30 protein-coding genes are annotated in these 23,890 nt (G+C 63.3%); 21 read left to right on the top strand and 9 right to left on the bottom strand.

The window, feature by feature from the left end; all coding sequences use genetic code 11:
• Positions 1–16: 16 nt before the first annotated feature.
• Positions 17–736: a GntR family transcriptional regulator gene (locus QC821_RS09940; protein ID WP_309720428.1), complete on the bottom strand. Its 720-nt coding sequence runs from the start codon at positions 734–736 to the stop codon at positions 17–19.
• A 146-nt stretch (positions 737–882) separates the two neighbouring features.
• Here QC821_RS09940 and QC821_RS09945 point away from each other — a divergent pair, with 146 nt between their 5' ends.
• From QC821_RS09945 to QC821_RS09955, 3 genes are read left to right on the top strand one after another with little or no spacing between them, the layout of a single operon-like run.
• Complete coding sequence (locus QC821_RS09945) at positions 883–2,982, top strand: TRAP transporter permease (protein WP_309720431.1); 2,100 nt, start codon at positions 883–885, stop codon at positions 2,980–2,982.
• A gap of 56 nt (positions 2,983–3,038) precedes the next feature.
• A complete protein-coding gene (locus tag QC821_RS09950) occupies positions 3,039–4,016 on the top strand; it encodes a TAXI family TRAP transporter solute-binding subunit (RefSeq protein ID WP_309720434.1) in 978 nt (325 codons plus the stop codon).
• A 21-nt stretch (positions 4,017–4,037) separates the two neighbouring features.
• The gene (locus QC821_RS09955; protein WP_309720436.1) at positions 4,038–5,369 is read left to right on the top strand and encodes a class-II fumarase/aspartase family protein; all 1,332 of its coding nucleotides are present in this window, start codon (positions 4,038–4,040) and stop codon (positions 5,367–5,369) included.
• A gap of 76 nt (positions 5,370–5,445) precedes the next feature.
• Here QC821_RS09955 and QC821_RS09960 read toward each other — a convergent pair whose 3' ends face one another.
• Complete coding sequence (locus QC821_RS09960) at positions 5,446–6,339, bottom strand: LysR family transcriptional regulator (RefSeq protein WP_309720438.1); 894 nt, start codon at positions 6,337–6,339, stop codon at positions 5,446–5,448.
• A gap of 159 nt (positions 6,340–6,498) precedes the next feature.
• Here QC821_RS09960 and QC821_RS09965 point away from each other — a divergent pair, with 159 nt between their 5' ends.
• Complete coding sequence (locus QC821_RS09965) at positions 6,499–6,810, top strand: hypothetical protein (protein ID WP_309720441.1); 312 nt, start codon at positions 6,499–6,501, stop codon at positions 6,808–6,810.
• Between the two features lie 120 nt (positions 6,811–6,930).
• Here QC821_RS09965 and QC821_RS09970 read toward each other — a convergent pair whose 3' ends face one another.
• Complete coding sequence (locus QC821_RS09970; RefSeq protein ID WP_076748600.1) at positions 6,931–7,425, bottom strand: Lrp/AsnC family transcriptional regulator; 495 nt, start codon at positions 7,423–7,425, stop codon at positions 6,931–6,933.
• A 134-nt stretch (positions 7,426–7,559) separates the two neighbouring features.
• Between QC821_RS09970 and QC821_RS09975 the strand changes: the two genes are divergently transcribed.
• Positions 7,560–8,180, top strand: coding sequence for a LysE family translocator (locus QC821_RS09975; RefSeq protein WP_309720445.1), 621 nt, complete (start codon positions 7,560–7,562; stop codon positions 8,178–8,180).
• A gap of 210 nt (positions 8,181–8,390) precedes the next feature.
• Here QC821_RS09975 and QC821_RS09980 read toward each other — a convergent pair whose 3' ends face one another.
• Positions 8,391–8,891 (bottom strand): MarR family winged helix-turn-helix transcriptional regulator, encoded by a 501-nt coding sequence (locus QC821_RS09980; RefSeq protein ID WP_309720448.1) that lies wholly within the window; start codon positions 8,889–8,891, stop codon positions 8,391–8,393.
• Between the two features lie 91 nt (positions 8,892–8,982).
• Between QC821_RS09980 and QC821_RS09985 the strand changes: the two genes are divergently transcribed.
• The 14 genes from QC821_RS09985 (at position 8,983) to QC821_RS10050 (ending at position 17,594) form a co-directional block, all read left to right on the top strand.
• Positions 8,983–9,927 (top strand): EamA family transporter, encoded by a 945-nt coding sequence (locus QC821_RS09985; RefSeq protein ID WP_309720451.1) that lies wholly within the window; start codon positions 8,983–8,985, stop codon positions 9,925–9,927.
• 37 nt (positions 9,928–9,964) lie between these two features.
• Positions 9,965–10,606 carry a nitroreductase family protein gene (locus QC821_RS09990; protein ID WP_309720454.1) on the top strand — a complete coding sequence of 214 codons (642 nt, stop codon included), beginning with the start codon at positions 9,965–9,967 and terminating at the stop codon, positions 10,604–10,606.
• 67 nt (positions 10,607–10,673) lie between these two features.
• Positions 10,674–11,141 carry an OsmC family protein gene (locus QC821_RS09995; protein ID WP_309720456.1) on the top strand — a complete coding sequence of 156 codons (468 nt, stop codon included), beginning with the start codon at positions 10,674–10,676 and terminating at the stop codon, positions 11,139–11,141.
• Positions 11,142–11,212: 71 nt separating this feature from the next.
• Complete coding sequence (gene nfo, locus QC821_RS10000) at positions 11,213–12,055, top strand: deoxyribonuclease IV (RefSeq protein WP_309720458.1); 843 nt, start codon at positions 11,213–11,215, stop codon at positions 12,053–12,055.
• Between the two features lie 5 nt (positions 12,056–12,060).
• Positions 12,061–12,213, top strand: a complete 153-nt coding sequence (locus tag QC821_RS10005) for an Nmad3 family putative nucleotide modification protein (RefSeq protein WP_309720461.1) — start codon at positions 12,061–12,063, stop codon at positions 12,211–12,213.
• Complete coding sequence (locus QC821_RS10010) at positions 12,201–12,407, top strand: ParD-like family protein (RefSeq protein WP_309720465.1); 207 nt, start codon at positions 12,201–12,203, stop codon at positions 12,405–12,407. Before QC821_RS10005 ends, QC821_RS10010 begins: the two co-directional genes overlap by 13 nt.
• Complete coding sequence (map, locus tag QC821_RS10015) at positions 12,400–13,185, top strand: type I methionyl aminopeptidase (protein WP_309720467.1); 786 nt, start codon at positions 12,400–12,402, stop codon at positions 13,183–13,185. Before QC821_RS10010 ends, map begins: the two co-directional genes overlap by 8 nt.
• A gap of 39 nt (positions 13,186–13,224) precedes the next feature.
• The gene (locus QC821_RS10020; RefSeq protein ID WP_309720470.1) at positions 13,225–14,085 is read left to right on the top strand and encodes an Nmad3 family putative nucleotide modification protein; all 861 of its coding nucleotides are present in this window, start codon (positions 13,225–13,227) and stop codon (positions 14,083–14,085) included.
• Between the two features lie 117 nt (positions 14,086–14,202).
• Positions 14,203–14,922 (top strand): SDR family NAD(P)-dependent oxidoreductase, encoded by a 720-nt coding sequence (locus QC821_RS10025; RefSeq protein ID WP_309720473.1) that lies wholly within the window; start codon positions 14,203–14,205, stop codon positions 14,920–14,922.
• A gap of 53 nt (positions 14,923–14,975) precedes the next feature.
• Positions 14,976–15,338 carry an ArsR/SmtB family transcription factor gene (locus tag QC821_RS10030; protein ID WP_309720476.1) on the top strand — a complete coding sequence of 121 codons (363 nt, stop codon included), beginning with the start codon at positions 14,976–14,978 and terminating at the stop codon, positions 15,336–15,338.
• Positions 15,335–15,886: an SRPBCC family protein gene (locus QC821_RS10035; RefSeq protein WP_309720479.1), complete on the top strand. Its 552-nt coding sequence runs from the start codon at positions 15,335–15,337 to the stop codon at positions 15,884–15,886. Before QC821_RS10030 ends, QC821_RS10035 begins: the two co-directional genes overlap by 4 nt.
• On the top strand, positions 15,859–16,254 hold the full coding sequence (locus QC821_RS10040; RefSeq protein WP_309720482.1) for a VOC family protein: 396 nt from the start codon (positions 15,859–15,861) through the stop codon (positions 16,252–16,254). The genes QC821_RS10035 and QC821_RS10040 overlap by 28 nt, the downstream gene beginning before the upstream one ends.
• Positions 16,255–16,267: 13 nt before the next feature.
• Positions 16,268–16,972 carry a DUF899 domain-containing protein gene (locus QC821_RS10045; protein ID WP_309720485.1) on the top strand — a complete coding sequence of 235 codons (705 nt, stop codon included), beginning with the start codon at positions 16,268–16,270 and terminating at the stop codon, positions 16,970–16,972.
• An 82-nt stretch (positions 16,973–17,054) separates the two neighbouring features.
• Complete coding sequence (locus QC821_RS10050; RefSeq protein ID WP_309720488.1) at positions 17,055–17,594, top strand: GrpB family protein; 540 nt, start codon at positions 17,055–17,057, stop codon at positions 17,592–17,594.
• Between the two features lie 19 nt (positions 17,595–17,613).
• Here the strand turns inward: QC821_RS10050 and QC821_RS10055 are convergent, their stop codons facing one another.
• The 3 genes from QC821_RS10055 to aroQ form a co-directional block, all read right to left on the bottom strand.
• Entirely contained in the window at positions 17,614–18,621 is a 1,008-nt protein-coding gene (locus QC821_RS10055; protein ID WP_309720491.1) for a zinc-dependent alcohol dehydrogenase family protein, read from the bottom strand.
• A 66-nt stretch (positions 18,622–18,687) separates the two neighbouring features.
• Positions 18,688–19,443: an aminoglycoside adenylyltransferase family protein gene (locus QC821_RS10060; RefSeq protein ID WP_309720494.1), complete on the bottom strand. Its 756-nt coding sequence runs from the start codon at positions 19,441–19,443 to the stop codon at positions 18,688–18,690.
• Complete coding sequence (aroQ, locus tag QC821_RS10065) at positions 19,440–20,027, bottom strand: gamma subclass chorismate mutase AroQ (RefSeq protein WP_309720496.1); 588 nt, start codon at positions 20,025–20,027, stop codon at positions 19,440–19,442. The genes QC821_RS10060 and aroQ overlap by 4 nt, the downstream gene beginning before the upstream one ends.
• 122 nt (positions 20,028–20,149) lie before the next feature.
• On the opposite strand from aroQ, the gene QC821_RS10070 reads away from it, so the two are divergent.
• The gene (locus QC821_RS10070; protein ID WP_309720498.1) at positions 20,150–20,779 is read left to right on the top strand and encodes a cell wall hydrolase; all 630 of its coding nucleotides are present in this window, start codon (positions 20,150–20,152) and stop codon (positions 20,777–20,779) included.
• Here the strand turns inward: QC821_RS10070 and QC821_RS10075 are convergent.
• Complete coding sequence (locus tag QC821_RS10075) at positions 20,776–21,651, bottom strand: LysR family transcriptional regulator (RefSeq protein WP_309720501.1); 876 nt, start codon at positions 21,649–21,651, stop codon at positions 20,776–20,778. The genes QC821_RS10070 and QC821_RS10075 overlap by 4 nt on opposite strands.
• An 88-nt stretch (positions 21,652–21,739) precedes the next feature.
• Here QC821_RS10075 and QC821_RS10080 point away from each other — a divergent pair, with 88 nt between their 5' ends.
• Positions 21,740–22,489, top strand: a complete 750-nt coding sequence (locus QC821_RS10080) for an NAD(P)H-dependent oxidoreductase (protein WP_309720503.1) — start codon at positions 21,740–21,742, stop codon at positions 22,487–22,489.
• Here QC821_RS10080 and QC821_RS10085 read toward each other — a convergent pair.
• The gene (locus tag QC821_RS10085; protein WP_309720505.1) at positions 22,486–23,889 is read right to left on the bottom strand and encodes a TolC family protein; all 1,404 of its coding nucleotides are present in this window, start codon (positions 23,887–23,889) and stop codon (positions 22,486–22,488) included. The genes QC821_RS10080 and QC821_RS10085 overlap by 4 nt on opposite strands.
• Between the last annotated feature and the right edge of the window lies 1 nt (position 23,890).

Raw genomic sequence — 23,890 nt, forward strand, 5'->3', positions numbered from 1 at the left:
GCCGTTAGTACCTTTATTATCCTTGGCGCTTTAGCCGAATCTCATAGCGATAGTGTTGAGCGGGCAGGATGCTGATAGCCACGATGAGGCTTTCTCCCTCCGCATCGAGGTAGTGGCGGGTGAGTTCCAGGGCATGATCACCCGCGGCCACCTCCAATTCGTCTGCCAGGTGCTCGGGCACGGGGACGGCGCTGACGGCTTGGCGGATTTCATGGACCAGCACCGGGTGGCGCTCTTCGAGCAGCGCATAAATCAGGCCGGAGTATTCGGGAATCTCGTCCACGATATCGGCATAACGCTCGCATAGGTAGACATCGGTCCACCCCACCGGAGCTTGCTGGCTTTCGACATGACGCGTCTGGCTGATACGGACCCAACGTCGTCCCGGCCGCTGGTCGAGCTGTTCAGCCAAGGCTTCATCGGCAACGATGTAAGTAGCACCATGCACCTTTCGCCATGAGGGGCCAGCGAACTGCAGCAGATCGCCACTGGCGGTCATAGCATGCACATAGGTCGGCGACGCTTCCGTTGCCTTGATCCGGGTGGCAGCACCCTGTTTGCGCTCCAGCAGACCCAGGCGCTGAAGCTGAGACAACGCGCTGCGAATGGTCGAACGACTCACCCCAAACTGAGCGCAGAGCTCTGCTTCGCTAGGCATGGGGTCGCCGACCTGAAAGCCACCGCTGCGGATGTCCTGCATGATGCGCTGCGCCACATTGGTGTATCGCTTTTTCATTCGCCCGCCATCCCGTTTTTTTCAGATGCCATCTTATCGCCAACTTGACAGATAACTCAGCCCACTGCTACATATTCGTACAAGACATCTTGTACGTACAAGTTAGAAGCAAAAATATAGCGGGGAGCGCCAGAGCGGAAAGTACAATGAACAACAATGAGAGAAGCGCACAAGAGCGAGCAGCGCTCGACGAGCTGTCTGAGCTGGACGCCGAGGGACATGACCGTACCCTTGCCCCTGGACTGATGATTGCCTTGGGCCTTTTTTCTGCGTGCTATGCACTATTTCACCTCGCCGTACTCAACTTCTGGTCGATCGACGAGTGGGTCTACCGTGTACTGCACGTCAACTTGGGTGCGGTGATCGCTTTCATCGGAGTCAAGGCATGGCGGGGTGAGCGAGGTACGCGTGTGCCCGTACCGGATTGGCTGCTCGTTGTGACAGCCATTGGCTGCAGCGCTTACATTATCGCCAATCTTGACCAGCTGATCATGCGAACTGGGGTGATCACCACTACCGGAGATTTCATCTGTGGTGCCCTGGGTACGCTGGTGGTACTCGAGTTTGCCAGGCGCGTGTCCGGCCTTGTGCTACCTATTATCGCCCTCGTCTTCGTATCCTATATCTTTATCGGTCCTTGGCTGCCGGGCATTCTGCGTCACTCCGGCTTTCAGGCGGACAATTTCTTCTCTTTCCTCTACAGCCAGGAAGCGATTTTCGGAATGACCGTGGCCGCTTCCTCTCGTTACCTCATTCTTTTCGTGGCGTTTGCGGTGTTTCTGAAGGCCTCCGGAGCTGGGCAGTATTTCATGCGCCTTGCGCTAGCACTGTTCGGTGCTACCCGTGGCGGCCCCGGCAAGGTATCGGTGTTCTCAGGATTGCTGTTCGGCTCCGTATCAGGCTCGGCGGTGGCCAACGTCGTAGCATCGGGCACCTTTACGATTCCCATGATGCGACGCGTCGGTTACCCCCGCGAGAGTGCGGGAGCCGTCGAGGCAGCATCTTCCTCGGGTGGGCAATTGGCACCACCGGTCATGGGTGCTGGTGCCTTTATCATGGCTGAGATCACCGGAATACCTTATTCCGAGATTATCCTTGCCGCCGCGCTGCCCTGCTTGCTGTTCTACATCGCTATCTTTCTGACGGTCGACCGCCAGGCACTGAGACTAGGCCTGCATGGTATTCCTCGTGCCGAGCTGCCCGGCTTCCGCGAGCTGGCTCGCGACATGTTCATGCTGCTGCCGCTGCTGGTACTCCTTTATCTGCTGATGTCAGGGTATTCGATCATTGCAGCGGGCACCTGGGGACTGGCATCAACGCTACTGGTGATGCTGTGTCGTGAACTCGAGTTTCGCTCCACAGTGTTGGCACTGCCACTCACGCTTTTCGTACTGCTCCCCTTGACCGGCCTGCAGGTGAACTTTGCCGGGGCCATTGCCACACTACTCAGCGCTGGAATGATCGTAATACTCACCGTTATTCGGGGGCGCATAAAGCAGCTCCCCAAGGCGCTGCGTTCCATGGCCGCCTTGATCTATTCGGGCATGGGAGAGTCATCCAGAAAGTCGCTGCAGCTGATCAGTGTTATGGCATGTGCCGGAATCGTGGTCGGTGTCTTGGGCCTGACCGGTTTGGGAGGTCGTTTCTCCTCGCTGCTGCTGACGGTGGCTGGCAATAGTCAGGAGCTCGCCTTCTTACTGGCCATGATCATTTCCATCGTGCTTGGAATGGGGATGCCGACCACCGCCGCCTATGCCATTGCTGCAGCAGTAGTGGCCCCTGCGCTGCAACAGATGGGGGTTTCGGCACTGGCCGCACATATGTTCGTTTTCTATTGCGCGGTAATTTCCGCCATTACTCCGCCAGTCGCAATCGCGGCCTTTGCCGGCGCAGCGATTGCCGGTGGCAAGCCCTGGCCTACTTCGCTGCGCGCCATGCGCTTCGGTATTGCCGCGTTCGTGCTGCCCTTCATGTTCTATACCAGCCCCGAGATTCTGCTGCTGGGTCATTGGCTGGATACGCTGCATGTCTTTGGCACTGCCCTCGTAGCTATTTATTTCATCGCTGTTGCGGGAGAGGGCCAACTAAACGGCAACGCCCATATCCTTGAACGCTGTCTTGCGGCTTTGGCCGCAATCCTTCTGCTCTGGTCGAGCCTTTACACCGATATTGCCGGGCTCGGCCTCGCAGCGGGGCTAATAGCGTGGAGCAGGCGTAGAGTCGCGCCCCCGCTAAAGGCCACCTAGTGAAGGTCTACGCAAGTCGACATTAACCAGGCCACAACAACAAGGAGTACACGCTTATGTCTCACACTCGAGTACCATTCCGCTTATATGCCATCGCGGCCGTCGCGGCCTGTCTCAGCGTGCCGGCAATGGCACAGGATCGCCCCTCCTCCATGACGCTAGCGACCGCCTCGCCTGGCGGGGTATACGCCATCTATGGTGAAGGCGTTGCACAGGTAATAAGTAATATCGTCGAGGTTCCCACCTCAACGCGTCAGACCCAAGGCCCAGCCCAGAATCTGGTGCTATTGCAGAGTGGACAGACGGAACTTGCCATGGTGACATCAGGCCCCGCCTTTGAAGCCATGAACGGCGAACTCGAGCTTCTCGCTGGTCAGGAATATGGTGAACTCCGTGCGCTGTTTGCCATGTACCCCACCCCCTTCCAGATGATCGCCCCGGCAGATGCCGAGGTTTCCTCTCTGGAAGACTTTGATGGTAAACGCATAGGCGCTGGTCCTAGGGCAGGTACCGGCGGAGAATACTGGACACGTTGGCTTAGGGAAATGGGGATCGATGCCAGCCTGCAATATGGCGGCATTGGTGATCAGGCGAGTCAGCTCGCCGATGGTCGGCTCGACGGCATCGTCACAGCAGGCGGCATACCTCACCCGTCGCTCTCTGAACTCGAGAGCACGCAAGACGTGGTTATCTTCGGCATGTCTGACGGCACCCTTGGCGAGATTCTTGAACAGAACCCCTATGCGGTTGAATTCACCATTCCTCACGGCACCTACGACTCACCTGAAGGAGACCTCCAGACGGTCGCCATGTGGAACTTCATGGTGGCAGACGACAGCATGTCGGAGGAGATGGCCTACGAGATTACCAAGGCCGTGCTGGAAAACAATGAACGGATGACCTCCACACATTCCGCCGCCAAGGACACCTTGGCAGAGAATATCGTCAACAACACCTTTATTCCGCTCCACCCCGGTGCCATGCGCTACTACGAGGAGATAGGCGTAGAGATTCCTGAAGAGATTCAACCCTAGGAATGGAGGGAGTAGAAGCAGATGAGTCTCGCATCGACAGCCCCCGGTCTTCTAGCCGATAAGGCAGGCTATCGCCGCACGGGTGATATCTTCGGAGAGGAGGGAACGATCGACGCCTACTTGGCTTTCGAACGTTCTCTGGCAGAGGTCCAGGGGGCACTTGGCGTGATTCCTCGGGAGGCTGTGGCCCCCATCCTGAAAGCGTGTCAGCGGGACAACCTGGAGAGGGAGGCGCTGCGGCGCGATGCTGCACAGGTGGGTTACCCGGTCGTGGCGCTGGTGGAGCAGCTCGCTTCTCGGGCCGGCCCGCCTGGCCAGTGGGTACACTACGGTGCCACCACACAAGATGTCATGGACACCGCACTGGCCCTGCAGATTCGACAGGTAGCTGATGCAACCCTCGATGAGTTGGCCAGCGTCGAGACACTGCTCGCCGAACTGGCCATTCGTCATCGTCATACGCTGATGATTGGCCGCTCCAAGCTGCAGCACGCCGTGCCCATCACTTTCGGCTATAAGGTAGCAGTATGGTTGGATCAACTGATACGTCGACGCAAGGTGCTGGCACGAGCCGTCCAGGAAGCGGCGGTGGTTCAATTCGGCGGTGCCACCGGCACCCTGGCGTCACTGAACGGACAAGGGGTTGCGGTACGTGCAGCGCTGGCCAGGCAGTTAGGGCTCGGTGAGCCCGATATCAGCTGGCACGTCACACGCGACCGGGTTGTCGATGTCATCTATGCGGAAGCTTCCCTGGCGGCAGCACTGGGGAAGATCGCCACCGACATCGCGTTGATGATGTCGACGGAGGTGGGAGAACTCCGCGAGCCTGCTGCCGAAGGCAGGGGAAGCTCCTCCACCATGCCGCAGAAGCGCAACCCGGTGCTGTGCGAGGCCATTATAGAGGCAGCCCGGGACGTGCGTGGCACCACCGCCCGCGCGCTGGATGCCATGCTCCAGGATCATGAGCGTGGCATCGGCCATGGCTATGGAGAGCGCCGCGCACTGGCCGCGGCCATGATGGAGACGGCTGGTGCCGTATCTCTGACTCTGGAATTGCTTCAAGGGCTGGAGGTAAACGCAGCGGCAATGGTTCGCAACGTCAAGCTCTCCCGCGGCCTCGTCTACGCAGAAGCCGCCATGCTCGAGCTGGCCGACGAGCTTGGCCGAGTCGAGGCGCATCACCTGATACGCAAGATTTGTCAGGACGTTGAACAGAGCGAACTAACCCTCCCACAGGCGCTAGCGGAAGCGGGGCTCAACGTACCGGAAAGCACCTTTCATACCGAAACCCAGGTGGGTGCACTGTCGACCATGATCGATCGAGTCGTGATGAAAGCCCGCTCCAGAGGGTAGAGAAACGATAGACTAAGCCCTGCATCAGCAGCATTGTTCACGGCAGGCACACTATCGTATGAAAGTGTAATGGTCGTCAGCTAGTCTCGCCAAAGGCACCCACCACATGCCCTGCCAAGGCGTCGCCGGCTTCGCTGAGGTCACTGCGCTTGACCAGCGCGATCTGGTAATCGCCCAGCGGCGGCAGCTGATCCTGCTCGATACGCCGCAGCGGTGCACGAATCAGGCTGCGTGGAAAGGGCGCCACGGCAAGGTCGGCGAGCATCGCCGCCTCCTGACCCGCGGAGTGCTCACAGGTATAGGCGACGCGGTAGCCAATGCCGGCACTGTCGAGAGCATCCAGTGCCATTTTTCGCCAGGCACAGCCCTGGTGGGCCAGCGCCACCGGCAATGGTGAACGCTGCACGGCCACGCCCCCCTCGCGGCCCACCCATACCAGCGGCTCGCTATGCACGATCTCACCGCGCGGCTCTTGGCCCGGGTTGCCCGCGGTGATGAGTATCAAGTCCAGCTCGCCGGCATCCAGGCGCTGCAGCATGCTGGCGCTACTGCCCACCACCACATCGACATGCACCGCCGGATGCGAGCGGGCGAACTGGGCCAATACGCCAGGCAGGATGCGCGTGCCGACATCGTCGGTGGTGCCGAACCCCACCCGCCCCTCGAGCGCGGGCGCCAGAAACTGCGTCACCGCCTCCTCGTTGAGCTTGAGCAGCCGCCGGCCGTAACCCAGCAGCATCTCGCCCTCGGGTGTGAGCCTTACCTGGCGGGCTTCGCGCACGAACAGCGGCTGGCCCAGGGTCTCCTCGAGGCGCTTGATCTGCATGCTGAGCGCCGACGGCGTACGGAAGACCTGCTGAGCGGCGCGCGTGAAGCTGCCGCTCTCGGCAATCGTCACGAAGGTCCGCAGCACATCGCTATCCAGCAGAGGCAAGGCACGATGGCCGGAGAGTGAGGGCATCTGTGTCATGGTCACACCTTTCAGTTTTCCTTAACTGAGACTGTAGACCTTTTCGTTTGTTTGATCAAAGAGCTCAAGCCATGCTGTTACCCAGAGGTCGCGACCCTCCATTCACAACCAGAGAGACATCGCAGCCGCCGCTAACGGCTGCCTGTATGGAGGTGCGAGATGACCCAGTATCAGCCCATTCATCGTCCAACGCCGACTGACGACAAAGCGCCCACACCGCCGCCCCGACTGGCGCTATATATGCCGGCCACGCCACCGCTCGGACTCATCTATGCTCTTGAGCTCTGGTGGTGGCGATACCGCCGGCGCCGCCAGTTCCGGCAGCGCTTCCTGCCACTGCTGGCGCATGACGACCATATCCTCGAGGACATGGGGCATCAGCGTGACGACATCCAGTGGGCTTCGCGCCTGCCGCTGAAAGAGGATGCGCACAAGGCCCTCACGGAGCGCCGAGCGCGGCACAAGCGCTAGCGGTTTGATCAGCAGCGTGTTCGAGGATCCCTATCATGCCAGCGCCGAGCAACGCACAAAGGGGGGGGACCGTCCCCCTTTGTGCCTTCTGACACCGTATCCCGGCAGATCTCATGTCACTCAGGGACTCTCTTCACGTGACAGTTGCTGCAACGGTAACGGGCCTGCCTGCTTAACGGTCTGGATGGCAAAGTTGCTGCGGATATCACTCACCCAGGGCAGTCTTAGCAATGTCTCGGTCAGGAATGACTCATAGGCAGCCAGGTCAGGCACCACGACCTGGAGCAGGAAGTCGGCCTCCCCTGATACCAGGTGGGCGGAGATCACCTCTGGCAGCGCCTGAACCGCTTTCCGAAAAGCACTCGCCTGCTCCTCATGATGCCTCTCCACCTTGATACCAACGAAAACGGTGAGACCAAATCCTGTCTCGCTGCGCCCCAACTCTGCATGGTAACCACGAATGACACCTGCAGCCTCCAACCTGCGCACTCGACGCAGACAGGGCGAAGGCGACAACCCAACCTCTTCGGCAAGCTGAACATTGGTCAGGCGGGCATCGCGCTGCAGCGCGGCAAGAATCCGCCGATCCAAGTTGTCTAGCGCACGTTTTAGCATGATTCACACATTCCGGGAGATAGAGGGGCACAGTGTGCCAATATTTATCTTTATAACGGCAAACTACGCAAGGACATGCCTGGAGGACGCCCCATAAACTGACGCAGGTATCAGCCAACCTTGGAGACTGCGTCGTGGAACTCTGGGTATTTACTAGCACACTGGTCATAGTCTATCTGTTGCCGGGACCGGACATGATCCTGGTACTACAAACTGGCGTCGCCAACGGGCGCCTCCCTGCATTGGCCACTGCGGCGGGACTCGCCGTGGCACGAGGCGCCCACGTCTTGCTCGCGGCCACCGGGCTTGCCGCCCTCTTCGCTGCAAGCCCCTGGACCCTGGATGTCATCCGACTGGTGGGTGCCTGCTACCTGATGTGGCTGGGTATCCAGATACTGCTATCGGGCCCAGGCCTCGCAGTTGTCGACGCGATCCGGCCCCCCACTCCCTCGATGGAACTGAAAGCGGCTTGCAAGCGCGGACTGCTCACCAACCTGCTGAACCCCAAGTCGTTGCTCTTCTGTTCCGTCCTGTTGCCCCAGTTCCTGAACGCCGAGCGAAGCGACATTCTGCTGCAATTTCTGCTCCTCGGTTTACTCGTGGTTGGCGTTGGGATCCTATTCGACACGCTCTATGCCATGGCCGCTTCGCTGCTCAGAGAGTGGCTGACCAGCCATCCAATGATGCAACGTCTGCAGCGCGGGGTTTTCTCTGCTTTGCTCATCGGCTTCGGCGCACAGCTGATGGCTTCCTGAGCGAAGAACTCATGCACGGCATCACTGGTTAGAGCACTCAACCGCGGTTATCGACAAGAATCGCGGCAAGAACCAGCCGTGGCAGGCGGCGTAGTCTTTCGAGGGCCATATCACCTCGCCAGCAGGGCCGATCCCGGCGTAGCGTTAGGGCCCACCAGACAAGCCGTGCCAGCGATGAACGACACGACCTCAAGCTTAGTTTAGGCATCCCTACTTGTCGTACGACTCTCCCTCCAGCCCATCCAGCAGCTTGCCGAGCAGCTGGCCGAGCGCTGCCTGCTCTTCACGGCTCAACGCCGCCAGCATGTTCGCCTCGTTCGCCACATGCAGCGGGACGAGCCGGTTAATCAGCGCCAGTCCATCGTCCGTCAACGACACCAGGGTGCCACGACGGTCGTCGGGATTGGGATTACGCCTGATCAGCCCCGCCCGCTCCAGGCGATCCAGCCGGTTGGTCATGCCCCCGGACGAGACCATCAGCGCGCCGAACAGCTGGGTCGGCGTCAGTGCATAGGGCGCCCCGGCGCGGCGCAGGGTCGCCAGCACGTCGAACTCTCCCGGCTGCAGGTCATGCGCCTTGAAGAAAGCCTCGAGCCGGTTGCGGGTATGCAACTGGCTGGTCTTCAGGTAGCCGACCACCTCCATCGGGAGCAGGTCAAGGTCAGGCATCTCGCGCTGCCACTGGGTGATCGCCGATTTCACTCTGTTCATTGCCAACCACCTATCTTGGTACTAAGATATTTTATCTCGACGACAAGATACTTTTTGAAGAGATACTTTATGTCGAGATTTAGGAGGAATGATGTCGAATGCACGACTGCCGCGCAAGGGTGCGGACCGACACGGGCTCTACGCCCTGGGCTGCCTGCTGCTGGTGGGTACTTTCCTGGCGCTGTCGCTGGTAGTGGCCAAGCTGGCCGACGGTGCAGGAGCACCGCGGCTGACCTTCCTGATGGCCGCCATGACGAGGGCCGGCCTGGTGCTGAGCGCGATCGGAGCGATACAGCGTCAGACGATGAGGATCAATCTGCGCAGCCTGGAGTATGCCGCCGTGGCGGGCGCCTTGTTCGCCGTACCCAACGCCTTGGCCTTCCTGGCGATACGCCACGTCGGGGCCGGGTTCATCTCGCTCAGCTTCGCCTTCCCGATCCTGATCACCTGGGTGCTGGCCGTTTGGCTGAGCCTGGAGCGCTTGCGCGCCCTACGCCTGCTGGGCGTGCTATTAGGGCTCTCCGGCGGGCTGGTGCTGGCCACGGCCAAGGCCGGTGGCGCAGGCGATGCCCAGGGCTGGGTGCTGCTGGTATTGGCCATGCCGCTACTGATCGCGCTGGGCAACATCTACCGCACCCTGCGTTGGCCGACAGGCACCTCGCCGGTGTTCCTGGCAGCCCTGATGATGTTCGGCGGCGCCACGACGCTGCTGCCCTTCGTGCTGCTGTTCGAGCCCGGCGAGTACCAGGCACTGCTGACAAGCGGGGCCGCGATGCGTCTGCTGCTGGTGGAAATCGCCGTATTCTCGGTGCTCTACCTCTTCTATTTCGTGCTGCAGAAACTCGCCGGCCCTGTCTACCTGAGCCAGATCGGCACGGTAGCGGCGCTGGTCGGCACGCTGATCGCGGTACTGGCGCTCGGCGAGGCGCCGCCCCCCAACCTGGGCCTGGCCGCGCTGCTGGTGGCGCTGGGCACCCTGCTCTTCCATCGCGGCGCCCGCGCCGCATCCATGTCGAGGGACGCAACGCCCACATGATGGCGTCACCCTCGCAATTCCCTACACGGAGTAAACCATGAACCTCATCGATGCCTTGAACTGGCGCTATGCCACCAAACGCATGAACGGCAAACAGGTGCCCCAGGCACAGCTCGACAGGATCCTCGAGGCAGTGCGCCTGGCGCCCTCCTCCTACGGCCTGCAGCCCTATTCCGTGCTGGTGATCGAGGACCAGGCGCTGCGCGAGCGGATCAGCCCGGTGGCCTTCGGCCAACCACAGATCACTGAGTCCTCGCACCTGCTGGTCTTCGCCGCCTGGGAGCCCGTGGAGGAGGCCCACGTCGACGACTTGATCGAGCTCACCGCCGAGACGCGTGACCTCCCCGCCGAGGCGCTGACAGCGTACGCAGGCGCCATCAAGGAGACCGTTAACGGCTTTGCCTCTGACCAGGACAAGTTTCAGTGGGCCGCCAAGCAAGCCTATCTCGCCCTGGGCACGGCCCTGGCCGCAGCCGCCATGGAAGGTATAGACGCCTCGCCCATGGAGGGCTTCGACCCGGCGGCGCTGGATGATCTGCTGGGGCTCAGGGAACGTAACCTGCGCAGCGTCGCACTGATGGCGCTAGGCTATCGTGACAGCGAAGCCGACCGCTACGCCGATCTTGCCAAGGTGCGCTGGCCGCGCGAGAAGCTGTTCATCCAGATACCGCCAGCATGACGGCTGCTCATCGCAACGTTCTATTGAAAGCACAGTGCTGGCCTCAGTATGCAGGAGCATCACCGCAATGCCTCAACACGACTACCACGTACAAGTCACCTGGACCGGCAACCTCGGCAGCGGCACCCGTGACTACCGCGCTTATTCACGGGACCATGACATCGAGATCGCCGGCAAGGCCACACTTCAGGGTTCGGCGGACCCCGCCTTCCTCGGCGATGCCGGGCGCCACAATCCCGAGGACATGCTGGTCGCCTCACTCTCCGCCTGCCATATGCTGTGGTACCTACACCTGTGCGCCGAGGCCAGGATCGTCGTCGAGGACTATACCGACCAGGCTCAGGGCAGCATGGCCTTAACCAGCAGCGGCGGCGGTCATTTTACCCAGGTGACCTTGCGCCCGCGGGTCACTGTCAGCGGCGACAGCGATGCACGACTCGCCGAGCGGCTGCATGAGCGCGCCCATGCACTCTGCTTTATCGCCAACTCGGTCAACTTCCCGGTGACCTGTGAACCGAGCATCGTCCAGTCATGAAAGGCGACTGATGCCGGCGTGTCGGAATGCTAAGCTTTGGTCTTCTCGAAACCCTTAGCAAGGAAGTTCGCATGAAATATCTCGGTGCCCACGTCAGTGCCGCCGGCGGACCGGATCAAGCCGTGCTGCGTGCGGTGGAGATCGGCGCCGATGCCTTCGCACTGTTCACCAAGAACCAGCGCCAGTGGAAGGCCAAGCCGCTCACCGACGAAGCCATCGAGGCGTTCCGCAGCGCCTGCCGCGAACACGGCTTCGGACCACAGCAGATCCTCCCCCACGACAGCTACCTGATCAACCTCGGCCACCCGGATGCCGCCGGGCTCGACAAGTCCCGCGCCGCCTTCCTCGACGAGTTCCAGCGCTGCGAGCAGCTCGGCCTCTCGCTGCTCAACTTCCACCCCGGCAGCCACCTGAAGAAGATCAGCGAAAGCGAGTGCCTGACCCGCATCGCCGACTCCATCAACCATGTGCTGGCCGAGACCCGGGGCGTCACCGCCGTGATCGAGAACACCGCCGGCCAGGGCACCAACCTGGGCTGGCGCTTCGAGCACCTCGCCGAGATCATCGACCAGGTCGACGACAAGTCGCGGGTCGGGGTGTGCATCGATACCTGCCACGCGTTTGCTGCCGGCTACGACCTGCGCACGTCGGAGGCCTGCGCCGCTACCCTCGATGAGCTCGGCAAGGTGGTCGGCTTCGAGTACCTGCGCGGCATGCACTTGAACGACGCCAAGAGCGCCTTCGCCAGCCGCGTCGACCGCCACCACAGCCTGGGCCAGGGCAACATCGGCCTCGATGCCTTCACCACCATCATGCGCGACCCGCGCATCGACGGTATCCCCCTGGTGCTGGAGACCATCGAGCCGGCGATCTGGGCCGAGGAGATCGCCTGGCTGCGCGCCCAGCAGCACTGATCGCCATGAAACTGATCCTAAGCCGCAAGGGCTTCGACTCCTCTGCCGGCGGCGTACCCAGCGCCATTCTCGCGAATGGCCAGCTGCTTGAAATTCACCATCCAAAAATATACGATTCATATATTAATCGTATAATGGTGATCCAATGGGAATCGTAAAAATCAGCGATGAGCTGCATGATCAGATCCGCAAGGCCAGCACTCCCATGCTCCGCTCCATCAATGCTCAGGCTGAGTATTGGATAAAGGTTGGCATGCTCGCCGAAACCCATCCCGAGATGACATTCCACGACATCATGCAAGAACAGTTGCGGATGGCCTCGGTAGATACGCAGCGGGTCATCCATGAGTGACGTCGTGATCAAAGGACCCGATGAGCTAGACCTGATGCGCCACTCGGGTCGATTACTCGCCTCGGTATTCGCCTACCTCGATGCCCATATCGAGGCAGGCGTGTCGACCATGCAGATCAACGACCTAGCGGAAAAGTACATCACGCATACCCTACAGGCACGCCCCGCCAGCAAGGGGCAGTACGGCTTCCCCTTCGTACTCAATACCTCCTTGAATCATGTCGTCTGCCATGGCATGCCATCGGCGACGAAACACCTCAAATCCGGCGATATCGTCAATGTCGACATCACTCTCGAAAAGGGTGGTTTCATCGTCGATTCCAGCAAGATGTATATGATCGGTACCATTTCACCGGCCGCGAAGCGTCTGGTGGATAGCACCTACGAGTCCATGTGGCAGGGCATCAGGGCCGTGAAGCCCGGGGCGACTCTCGGCGATGTCGGGCATGCGATCCAGCAGCATGCCACCGCAAACGGATATTCCGTAGTCCGAGATTACTGTGGCCACGGCATTGGCAGAGAGATGCATGAGGAGCCACAGGTTCTGCATTATGGTCAGCCCGGAAAAGGCTTGGTGCTTCAGAAGGGTATGACCTTCACCATCGAGCCGATGATCAATCAAGGCAAAGCCAAGGTGAAATCGAAGCGCGACGGCTGGACCGTGGTCACCAGCGACAAGATGCTATCCGCCCAGTGGGAGCATACGATAGCAGTAACAGCGGATGGCTATGAAGTCTTGACGCTACGTGAGAGTGAACGCCCCCCTCGCATTCAATAACGTCCCCATAGCGCCTTTATTCCCGGCATAGGAGAGAAGGTGAAACTGATCCTAAGCCGCAAGGGCTTCGACTCCTCGGCCGGCGGCGTGCCCAGCCCCATCTTGCCGGATGGCCGGCTGCTCGCACTGCCGATCCCGGATGCTGCCTCGACGATTCACTATGCGGATATCAACTTCGACGGCGCGCCGCTAAGCCGGCTGGTCGAGCCGCTCACCCGCGGCAAGATCACGGCAGAACATGGCGCCCACCTCGACCCCGACCTGATCCCCGAGATGCTGCCGCGGGCGCCCGGCTGGCGACCGCTCTTCGGTCAGAGCGGCCAGGCCCAGGGGCATCTGCGCAACCACGGCGTCGGCCCGGGGGACCTGTTTCTCTTTTTCGGCCTGTTTCGGCGCGTCGAACGTCATGCCAGTGGCTGGCGTTGGGTGCCTGGTTCGAGGCCCCGGCATGTGATCTGGGGCTGGCTGCAGGTCGCTTCAGTGGTGTCGGTAAGCGCGGCCCGCACAGATGATTATCGCTGGGCAGCCTATCATCCCCATTTTCAGCGCCAGGACGCCCCCAACAACGTGCTCTATCTGGCCCGCGCCCAACCGGCCAGCGGAGGCCAGGAAGATGGCGTATCCCGCGCCGGGGTATTCTCCCATTTTGCGACTCAGCGACAGCTGACCGCAGCGCAGGCAACGCGGGTCTCCCAGTGGCGGCTGCCCCTGTGGTGCTACCCACACGCTGGCCGTACGCCCCTGACCTATCACGCCAACCACCAGCGCTGGCGCCAGCACGCCAACCACACCGAGCTCAACGCCGCGGCGCGCGGACAGGAGTTCATCCTGGATTGCGACGAGTATCCCGAGGCCCTTCCATGGGCAGGTGCACTGATGCAAGGCGGCCGGCCTGTCTAGATCAACGCCCGCGTATCTGCCTGTCCCCACGACGCTTGACCTCAAGTGAAGTCCAGGAACTAGCCTCACTGACGAACGAGCCGACAACCGGCTCGCCGATATGCGAGGAGACAGCAGATGCGAATCATGATCGTGGGTGCGAGCCAGGGGCTGGGTCGAGCCTTCATCGAAGGGCTGGGCGACAGCGGCGATAGTCTGATCGGCGTATCGCGCAGCGTGCCGACGAGGCTGATCGAGCGCGCCGGCATCGACATCGAGTGGATTGCCGCCGACCTGGCCTCGCCCGAGCCGGCGGCCGCCAAGGTGGCCAAGGCGATGGCAGGGGGCAAGCTGGATGTGCTGATCTATAACCTGGGGCTGTGGGAAAGCCGGGCCTTCGAGCCGGACTACCACTTCCTGGCAGACAGCCCCGCAGAGATCCAGCGCATGGTCACGGTCAACGTCAGCGGGGCCATCCTGCTGATCCAGGCGCTGCTTCCCGCGCTGCTGAGCTCCGCCGCCCCACGCATCATCCTCACCGGCTCGACCTCCGCGCTACCAGGCCACGGCAGGCCGGAGGTCACCTTCAGCGCCACCAAGTTCGCCCTGCGCGGCATCGCCGAGGCGCTGCGCGAGGGCTTTCGTGACCAGGGCCTGGCGGTCACCTGCTTGCAGCTCGGCTATCTCAATACCGAAGACGACCTTGCCGTGCCCCTCGAGCGCGCAGCCCAACGCGACGAGGGCGCGTCCATTCCGCTTCACGACGTGGTCCATTTGGTTCGCACTTTGCTGGCGCTGTCGCCGAACACCTACGTCAGGGAAGTGGTGATGCCGGCCATTGGCGATACGCGCTTCTAGAAATATTCAACCATGTGGTTGACAAGGTATCGACAACCCGCTATCTAAACCATATGGTTGAATCTAATGAAACGCATCTGGACCGGGTCTTCCACGCCCTGGCCGACCCCACCCGCCGCCTGCTGCTCGAGCGGCTGGCAGCCGGTGAGCGCAAGGTCGGCGAACTGGCCGAGCCGTTCCCCATGTCACTGGCTGCCGTTTCCAAGCACGTGCGCGTGCTGGAGCAGGCAGGGCTGGTGGAGCGGCGCATCGAAGGACGCGCCCACTTCTGCCGACTGCAACCGCAGCCGCTGGCGGCCGCGGAAGAGTGGCTAAGCGTCTACGAAGGCTTCTGGAGCCAGCGCCTGAACGCATTGGAAGCGGCGATGAAGGCCGAGCCCCATGACAAATTGTCGGATGAGGGGGAGGGACAATGAGTAACACCGGCTACGGAGAGAAGATTGCCGAGGACAGCATCCGCTTCGAGCGCCTGCTGCCGGGGCCCATCGAACGAGTCTGGGCCTTCCTCACCGAATCCGACAAGCGTGGCCAGTGGCTCGCCCCCGGCACCATGGAAACGCGAGCAGGTAGCGCCTTCGCACTGCACTTCCACAATAGCCAACTGACGCCCGACAAGACGCCGCCCACGGAGCGCTTTCGCCCGTACGACGGCGGCTTCACGACGCAGCACCAGGTGCTGCGTTGCGAACCACCCCACGTGCTTGCCTGGACCTGGGGCGGGGGCAACGAAGCCCCATCGGAGGTGACCTTCGAACTCAGCGAGATCGGCGATCAGGTACGCCTGGCGGTGACCCATCGTCGTCTCGCCGACGACGACACCATGGTCAACGTGGCCGGCGGCTGGCATACCCATCTCACCGTTCTGGAAGGCGTGCTGGAGGGCCGCCGCCCCGCCCCTTTCTGGCCCACCTTCGAGCGCCTGGAGGAGGAGTACCGATGCCTCATCATGTCACCCCGCAGCTGATGTTCGACGGCAACGCCGAGCAGGCCATCAGGTTCTATGTCTCGCTGTTCGAGGAGGCCGAGATCGTCCGGCTCGAGCGCTATGGCCCGGGCGAGCCAGGGTCGGAAGGCAGCGTCAAGCAGGCCGAATTCACCCTCGCAGGCAGGCGCTACACCTGCATCGACAGCCCGGTAAAGCACGACTTCACGTTTACGCCTTCGATATCGCTGTTCGTCGAGTGCGAAAGCGCCGGAGAGTTCGAGCGCCTCCGTGAGCAGCTCGGGGCGGATGGCGAGACGCTGATGCCACCCGACGACTACGGCTTCAGCACTCGTTTTACCTGGCTCAGCGACCGCTTCGGCGTGTCGTGGCAACTCAACCTGGCCTGAGAGGAAGAACATCATGGCACCCCTGGCCCTGCCCCCCATCGTCTCCGAAGAAGAATGGCGCAGCGCTCTGGACGAACAGATCGCCCACGAGAAGGCTCACACGAGGGAACGCGACAGGCTCAATGCCGCCCGCCGCCGCCTGCCGATGGTCGAGGTGAGCGCCGACTACGTGTTCGATGGGCCACAGGGTAACACCACCCTGATCGACCTGTTCGAGGGACGCCGCCAGCTGATCGTCTACCATTTCATGTTCGGCCCCGACTGGGAGGCCGGCTGCGACGGCTGCTCCTGGGTGGTGGACGCCATGACTCACCCCGCCCACCTGCACGCCCGCGACACCAGCATGGTGCTGGTCTCCCGTGCACCGAGGGAAAAGCTTCTACGCTATCAGGCACGCATGGGCTGGCAGCACCCGACGTGGTACTCGTCGCTCGGCAGCGACTTCAACCAGGACATGGGGGTGACGAGCTGCAATTGTCATGCTCCCGACACCGATCGTGGCGAGCGGCATGGCATCAGCGTCTTTGTGCGCGACGACGAGCGTATCTATCGGACCTACTTCAGCGGCAAACGCGGCGTGGAGTACCTCGGCAGCCTGTGGTCCTACCTGGATCTGACGCCCTACGGTCGCCAGGAGAGCTGGGAGGACTCACCGGCGGGCTGGCCGCAGACACCGCCCTACGTGTGGAACCGCCGCCACGACGAGTACGAAACCTGAGCAAGCGGCCCAGCGAGTTAGCAGCTAAGGCCATTCACGCCGAGGAAGCAGTCAAATGGGCACTCGGCGATTAAGGAGTCCCATGAACGACGCCCAGTCGCTGCAGCAGGCCATTGACGAGCCAGTGCAGTTGGTGGAGTACGATTCCACCTGGCCGGCCCGCTACGCCGCCGAACACGACCGCTTGCTGCAGCGATTCCACGCCGATTTGCTCGACGTGCAGCATATCGGCAGTACCGCCGTGCCCGGCATGCCGGCCAAGCCCATCATCGACGTCATGGCCGGGGTCGCTTCCATGGCCATGGCCGACGCCCTGTTCGAACCCATTCTCGATTACGGCTACGTGACCTCGATTGAGTTCAACGCCGGCCTGAGCGACCGTCGCTGGTTCATGCGCCACGCCAACGGCCGGCGTACCCACCACCTGCATGTAGTGGTGCACGACGGCGAACTATGGCAACAACGACTCGCCTTCCGAGACGCTCTGCGCCGAGACCCGGTGCTGGCCACTCGCTACGCCGCGCTCAAGCGCGAGCTCGCCGCCAGCCACCATGAAGATCGCGAAGCCTATACCCAGGCCAAGGGGGAGTTCATCTCCTCGGTGCTGGCAAGCTCCAGATAACCGTACCCTTGCCGCCAGGCTAGAAAGACAGGCAGATCTTGCCGAAGTGGCGACCCGCCTCTTCGTGACGGAAGGCATCGGCGATCTTTTCCAGCTCGAAGGTGCTGTCGATGATCGGGCGCACGCCGATGGCCTCGATACCGCGCACCATCTCCTGTTGCTGGGCGCGGCTGCCGACGATCAGCCCTTGCAAGCGTGCCTGCTTGGCCATCAGCTTGATGGTCGGCACCTCGCCACCGCGGCCGGTCAGGATACCGATCAGCGCAATATGGCCGCCGATGCACACCGCATCGATGGACTGCGGCAGAGTGCCGGGTCCGCCGACCTCGATGACGTGATCCACACCCCGCCCGTTGGTCAGTGCCTGTACCGTCTTGCCCCACTCCGGGTCGGTCTTGTAGTTGATGGTGTGGTCGGCACCGAGCTCCTTGAGTTTCTCGATCTTCTCATCGGAAGAGGAGGTAGAGATCACCCGCGCGCCCATCGCCTTGGCGAACTGCAGGGCGAAGATCGAAACGCCACCGGTACCCAGGGTGAGCACGGTATCGCCGGCCTTGAGGTTGCCGTCCACCACCAGCGCGCGCCAGGCGGTGAGGCCCGCCGTCGTCAGGGTGGCGGCCTCGGCGTGGCTATAGCCCTTGGGCGCGTGGGTAAAGCAGGTGGCCGGGCGGATCACCTGCTGGCGGGCGTAACCGTCGACGCCGTCGCCGGGGGTGGTCTTGAAATCCGCCACCCGCGCAGGGCCGTCGAGCCAGTAGGGGAAGAAGGTGGAGACCACCGCATCGCCCACCGCGAACTCCTCGACGCCTTCGCCCACCGCCTCGACCACGCCCGCCCCGTCGGACATGGGGATGCGGCCATCGTCGGTGGGGATCATGCCGGCGACCACGGCATAGTCGTGGAAGTTGAGGGAGCTTGCCTTCACCGCCACGCGGATCTCGCCCGGGCCCGGCTCGCCGGGCGCATCGCGCTCGACGACTTGCAGCTGGTCCAGCCCACCAGGGCTGCGCAGTGTCACGACTTTCATGGCGTACTCCTTCTTGAACCTAAAAATGAGCGTGCTAAGAGACTAGCCCAACATGCCTGCGGCAGGTCAAGCAATGGTTCGCTGCATATAACCCGCCAGCGCTTTCACCTGCGACATGCGCGGCGCCCAGTCGTCCCCGCCCCCTTCGAGATAGGCGCGTCGCGCCAACGCCAGTGCGTCGCGATGCTCCAGGGGCAGGCGCTCAAGCGCCCAGGCGGCGGCCTCGTCCTTGGGGGCGATCTGCCCCGTTTCCAGGGTCATCCACATTCGCGCCAGGGTCAGCAGCACGTTGCGCTCATCGCCCTCGAGGCCATCTATCAGGCCAGGCAGCGAATCGATGATTGCGCGTCGCAGGTCAGCCTCGGGAATCGGCGCGATCAGCTCTGCCAACTTGGGCCCGCACAGAGCCAGGCTTTGCTGCCTGGCAGTGGTCAGCACCACCGCCAGGTCGGGGTCGGCTGCCGCCGGCGGAATGCGGCCCTGCGCGAACGCCTCCCGCAGCCATTCGCCATAGACCAGCTCGCTGCGCGGCGGGTAGCGCCAGGGCACCACTGCCTGCCGGCACAGCAGCGTCACCTCCAGCGGCCTGGGCGTACCGTCGTCGTAAGGGGCGCCGGACACCGCCTTCAGCGACTCGACAATGCGCCGACGCACCCGTTCATCAGGCGGCCGGCCGATGATCGCCAGCACGTCAACGTCGCTACTGGGGCGCAGCCCACCAGCAAGCGCCGAGCCGAACAGATAGACACCGACGACGCTATCGCCCAGCTCGCGCTTCACGATGTCGAAGGCGGCCTGGGCCTCGTCGGGCAGCGGAGTCACGGCATCCTATCCTTCAGCGGCTGCAGTGCCACGCTACGCGGCTCGCCGTCGAAATCGTCGCTGACCAGCACCTCGGCGCGCTGGCGCAGGTAGTGTCCTGCACCCTCTACCTCGGCGATGCGCTGCATCTCGGCCAGGGCCTCGATCATCTGCGGCGTCAGGCGGTCGAGCACCGGGCGTACTTCTCCACCGAGGTCAGGCGGATCGGCGAATGGCGGGCGCCCCTCCTCGGTCCACTGCAGGTGGAGCCGCCGTTGAATCTGCTTGCTGGCCTCGAACTGCTGCTGAAAGAAGTCGCGGGCGAAGCTCTCATCGATGCCTGCCGCAACCGCCTCCTCGGCCACCGACTCGAGGATCTGCGCTTCGCGCTCCGGCGCCTCGATGGCTGCCCCTGAGTTCCACTTCGACTGCGCCACCAGCGGCGCCACCTCGAGGCGCTCATCAACCAGTTGCAGCATGACATCGATGGCCGCCTGGTCCTGCTCCGGCGGTGCCGGCGGCTGTGTCTGACACCCGGCGAGCAGCAACAAGACAACGAGGCCGGCAAGATGGCAACGCCATGTAGCTCGATAGCCAAACGACATGGTAACGACTCCTTTCGTGATTGAACGACACTCAGTTTGGCAGCACGCTCGGTGTGCGGCCACCGGACTATACTTCGTTTACCCGCGACGTCTCCCGGCGTCCACGCTCTGAGAATCCTCCCATGCGCCAACCACCCGTGACCGCCCTGCTTGCCGCGTTCGTGTTCACGTCGCTACTCGCCACGGCCACGGCAGTCGTCGCTTCGCCCTCGCCCAAGGCACAGGCCGCCCTCGACAAGGCCGAGGTGCTGGAGCAGGTCATCGCCCCGGACGTCGAGGCCACACCACCCGAGGCCCCCATCACGCCAGGCGAAGCCCAGGCCGTGGATCCCGCCGGCCAAGCGGCGCTGGAAGACCCGCTGACCTGCCTTGCCCGCGCCCTCTACTGGGAGGCCAAGGGCAACCCCGAGGCGGAGAAAGCCGGCGTTGCCCACGTGGTCCTGAACCGGCTGGCGCATCCAGGATTCCCCAATACGGTGTGCGAAGTGATTACCGACGGCTCTGAGCAGGGACCTTGCCAATTCTCGTGGTGGTGTGACGGCCGCGCAGATGAAGTGGTGGAGGACGACGCCTACGAGATCGCCAAGGAGATCGCCCGCCAGGCCCTCAACCAAACGCTTCCCGACCAAACCGGCGGGGCACTGTATTTCCACGACCGCAGTGTGCAGCCGGACTGGGCCGCAGCGTTTCCACTGACCGCCGAGACCGACATCTTCCTGTTCTATCGCCCCAGCAGCGGGGCAGCGCGTTAATCGCCATGCTTGCCAGCCAGCTGTGAAGTTCGCTCCACTAGCGCCTCGGCCATAAATGCCATGAACGCCCTGACACGCGCCACCCGCCGCAGGTCGGGATGGGTCAGCAGCCACAGGTCGGTGGCAAGCTCGGGGAGCGGCTCACCGATGCGTGTCAGCCCCGGGTCGCCATCGGCAAGATAACAGGGCAGCACGGCCCTCCCTACCCCCTCGCGCACCGCGGCGTACATCCCCAGCATGGTGTCGACGCGATAGCGGCAGCGCTGGTTGGCGCCGCTATCGGCCATCCAGGTGTCGAGTGCGGTATAGCCCAGGTGGCGGTCCGGCCCGACCCAGGTATCTGGCGCCGTTTCGCCACGCGCATAGACCGCCTGGGCAATACGCCCCGCCGGGCGGCCAACCAGGTGTTCCGGCGGCGCAGCCGCGGGCCGCACCGCCACATCGGCATCGCGCTGGGAGAGATTGAACAGCTGGTTGGACACTGCCACCTCGAGGGTGATCTCGGGATGCTCGCGCCGGAAGTCGGCAAAGATCGGCGACAGCAGCCCCATCAGCAGCGTATCGGTGGTGGTGACACGCATAGTACCGGAGAGGCGCAGGTCGCGCCCCACCACCCGCCGCTCGGCCCCCAGCACCTCGCTCTCGACCCGCGCCGCGACGGCGGCCAGGTCTTCCCCGGCCGCCGTAGGCGCATAGCCAGTGCGAGAGCGCTCGAACAGCCTGACCCCAAGTCGTGCCTCGATGGCATTGAGGCGCCGAAATAGCGTGGCATGGCTTGCCTCCATGCGGCGCGCCGCCCCCGCCAGCGAGCCTGCGCCGGCAATCGCCAGGATCACCCTGAGATCATCCCACTGCAGCCCCTGTTCATTCATGCAAAGTCACTTCTCATGGAAAGGGAATGTTCGATCATAAATGAACAGCATAGCCTCGAACCTACACACTCCTTCAAAGGTTTCCGCCATGAACGTGCTGATCGTGTTCTGCCATCCCGAACCCCGCTCCTTCAACGGCGCCCTCAAGGAGGTCGCCGTGGAAACCCTGCAGCGCCAGGGCCATGATGTCGAGGTCTCGGATCTCTACGCCGAAGGCTTCGATCCGGTGGAGCGCCCGGCGCACTATGCCGCACGGGTCGATCCCGACACCTTCCTGCCGCTCACCGAACAGCGACACGCTTTCAAGGAGCAGGCCCTGCCAGGCGACGTGCAGCGCGAAATCGCGCGGCTCGAGCGTGCGGATCTGATCATCCTGCAGTTTCCGCTGTGGTGGCACGGGCTGCCGGCGATGCTCAAGGGCTGGTTCGACCGGGTGATGGTCTACGGCGGACTCTACTCCGGCAGCATGCGCTACGACCGTGGCCGCCTGGCGGGCAAGCGGGCGATCTGCTCGGTGACCACCGGCTCGCCGGCGGCGGCCTTTAGCCGCCATGGGCGCGGCGGCGACATGGCAACGCTGATGTGGCCGACACACTGCTCGCTCTACTACCTGGGCCTGGAGGTGCTGGCACCGCAGGTCGTCTATGGTGTGCAGGGCGGCGGGCTCAGCTACCAGGCCGAGGGTGAATTCCGCGAGCACCTCGAGAGCGCTAAAGCGAGCTGGGCCCAGCGGCTGCCCAGCCTCGAGGATGCTGCGACGATTCCCTTCAGCGGCTGGCGGGACTGGGACGAGCACGGCGTGCTGAAGGCGCAGCATCCGCTGAGCTGGAGGCCTTAAGCACGCTGCGGCCAGCCGCCCGCCAGCGCGCGATAGAGCCCCACCAGCGCCGTGGCCGAACGCGTGTGACTGCGCGCCAGGCTATCCTCGGCTTCCAGCAGCGAGCGCTCGGCATCGATGACCTCCAGGAAGTCGATGACGCCCACCTCGAAGCGTTCGCGGGCCTGGCGCGCCGCCTCGGCGCTGGCCTCGGCGGCTTCAACCAGATGCTCGCGCTCGCGCAGCGCCTGGGCATAGCGGGCCAGCGCCGTCTCCGCCTCTTCCAGCGCTTGCAACACGGTCTGCTCGTAGCGGGCCAGGTTGGCCTCGGCGTCGGCATCGGCGGCGGCCATACGCGCACGTACCCGGCCGCTGTCGAGAAACGACCAGTCGACCCCCAGCGCCAGCAGCCGCGTCTCGCTGTCGCGACCGAACAGATCGCCGGTGCTGGCGGACTGGGTGCCGAGCAGGCCACTGAGGGTGAAGCGCGGGTAGAGATCGGCGGTAGCCACGCCGATGCTGGCGGTGGCGGCGTGCAGACGCCGCTCCGCCGCAGCGATGTCCGGGCGGCGGCGCAACAGCTCGCCGGACAGGCCGATCGCCACCTTCTCATGCAGCGCCGGCAGCGCTGCCGGCGCCTCCAACCGCGCAATCAGCGCGCCCGGCTCGCGACCGGTCAGCACCGCCAGGCGATGGACGATGGCGGCGATCTCGCCTTCCAGTGCTGGAATCCTCGACAGTGTGCTCTGCAGCTGGGCCCGGGCCCGCACGCTGTCGAACTCGGTGCCGCGCCCCGCCTCGAGGCGCGACTCCACCAGCGTCAGCGACTCACGCTGGTTGTCGGCGTTGGCCTGGGCGACCCGTAGCTGCTCCTGCAGCCCGCGCAGGCGCACGTACTGGTCGACCAGCTCACCGACCACCACCACCTGCATGGCGCGCACATCTGCCGCAGAGGCCTCCGCCTCCGCCTGCTGCGCCTCCACGCTGCGCCGCACGCGGCCGAAGAAGTCGAGCTCCCACAGCGCGGCGGCGCCGGCGTCATAGCTCTCGACATCACGCTGCGAACGCGTCGCCTGGGGCATCTGGTCGGCGCTGGCGCGCTGATGGGCGGCGCCGGCCTGGCCGGTGACGCTGGGCGCCAGGTCGCGACGCGACTGGCGCAATAGGGCCAGGCTGCGGTCGTGGCGGGCCAGGGCAATGCGCAGGTCGTGGTTGGAGTCGAAGGCTTCCTCGACCAGCTCGCTCAACAGCGCATCGTCGAAGCTGCGCCAGAAGTCGCGCTCAACCGCCTCGGGGGTCACCAGCCCAGCCTCGGCACGCACCAGGGCAGCGGCCTCGGGCAGCGCCGGTGCACGGTAGTCCGGCCCCACCGCGCAGGCGGCCAGCGCCAGGGTCAGTGGCAACAGCATCAGGTGTCGCATG

The organism is Franzmannia qiaohouensis, assembly GCF_031451695.1.
Taxonomy (GTDB): Bacteria; Pseudomonadota; Gammaproteobacteria; order Pseudomonadales; family Halomonadaceae; genus Franzmannia; species Franzmannia qiaohouensis.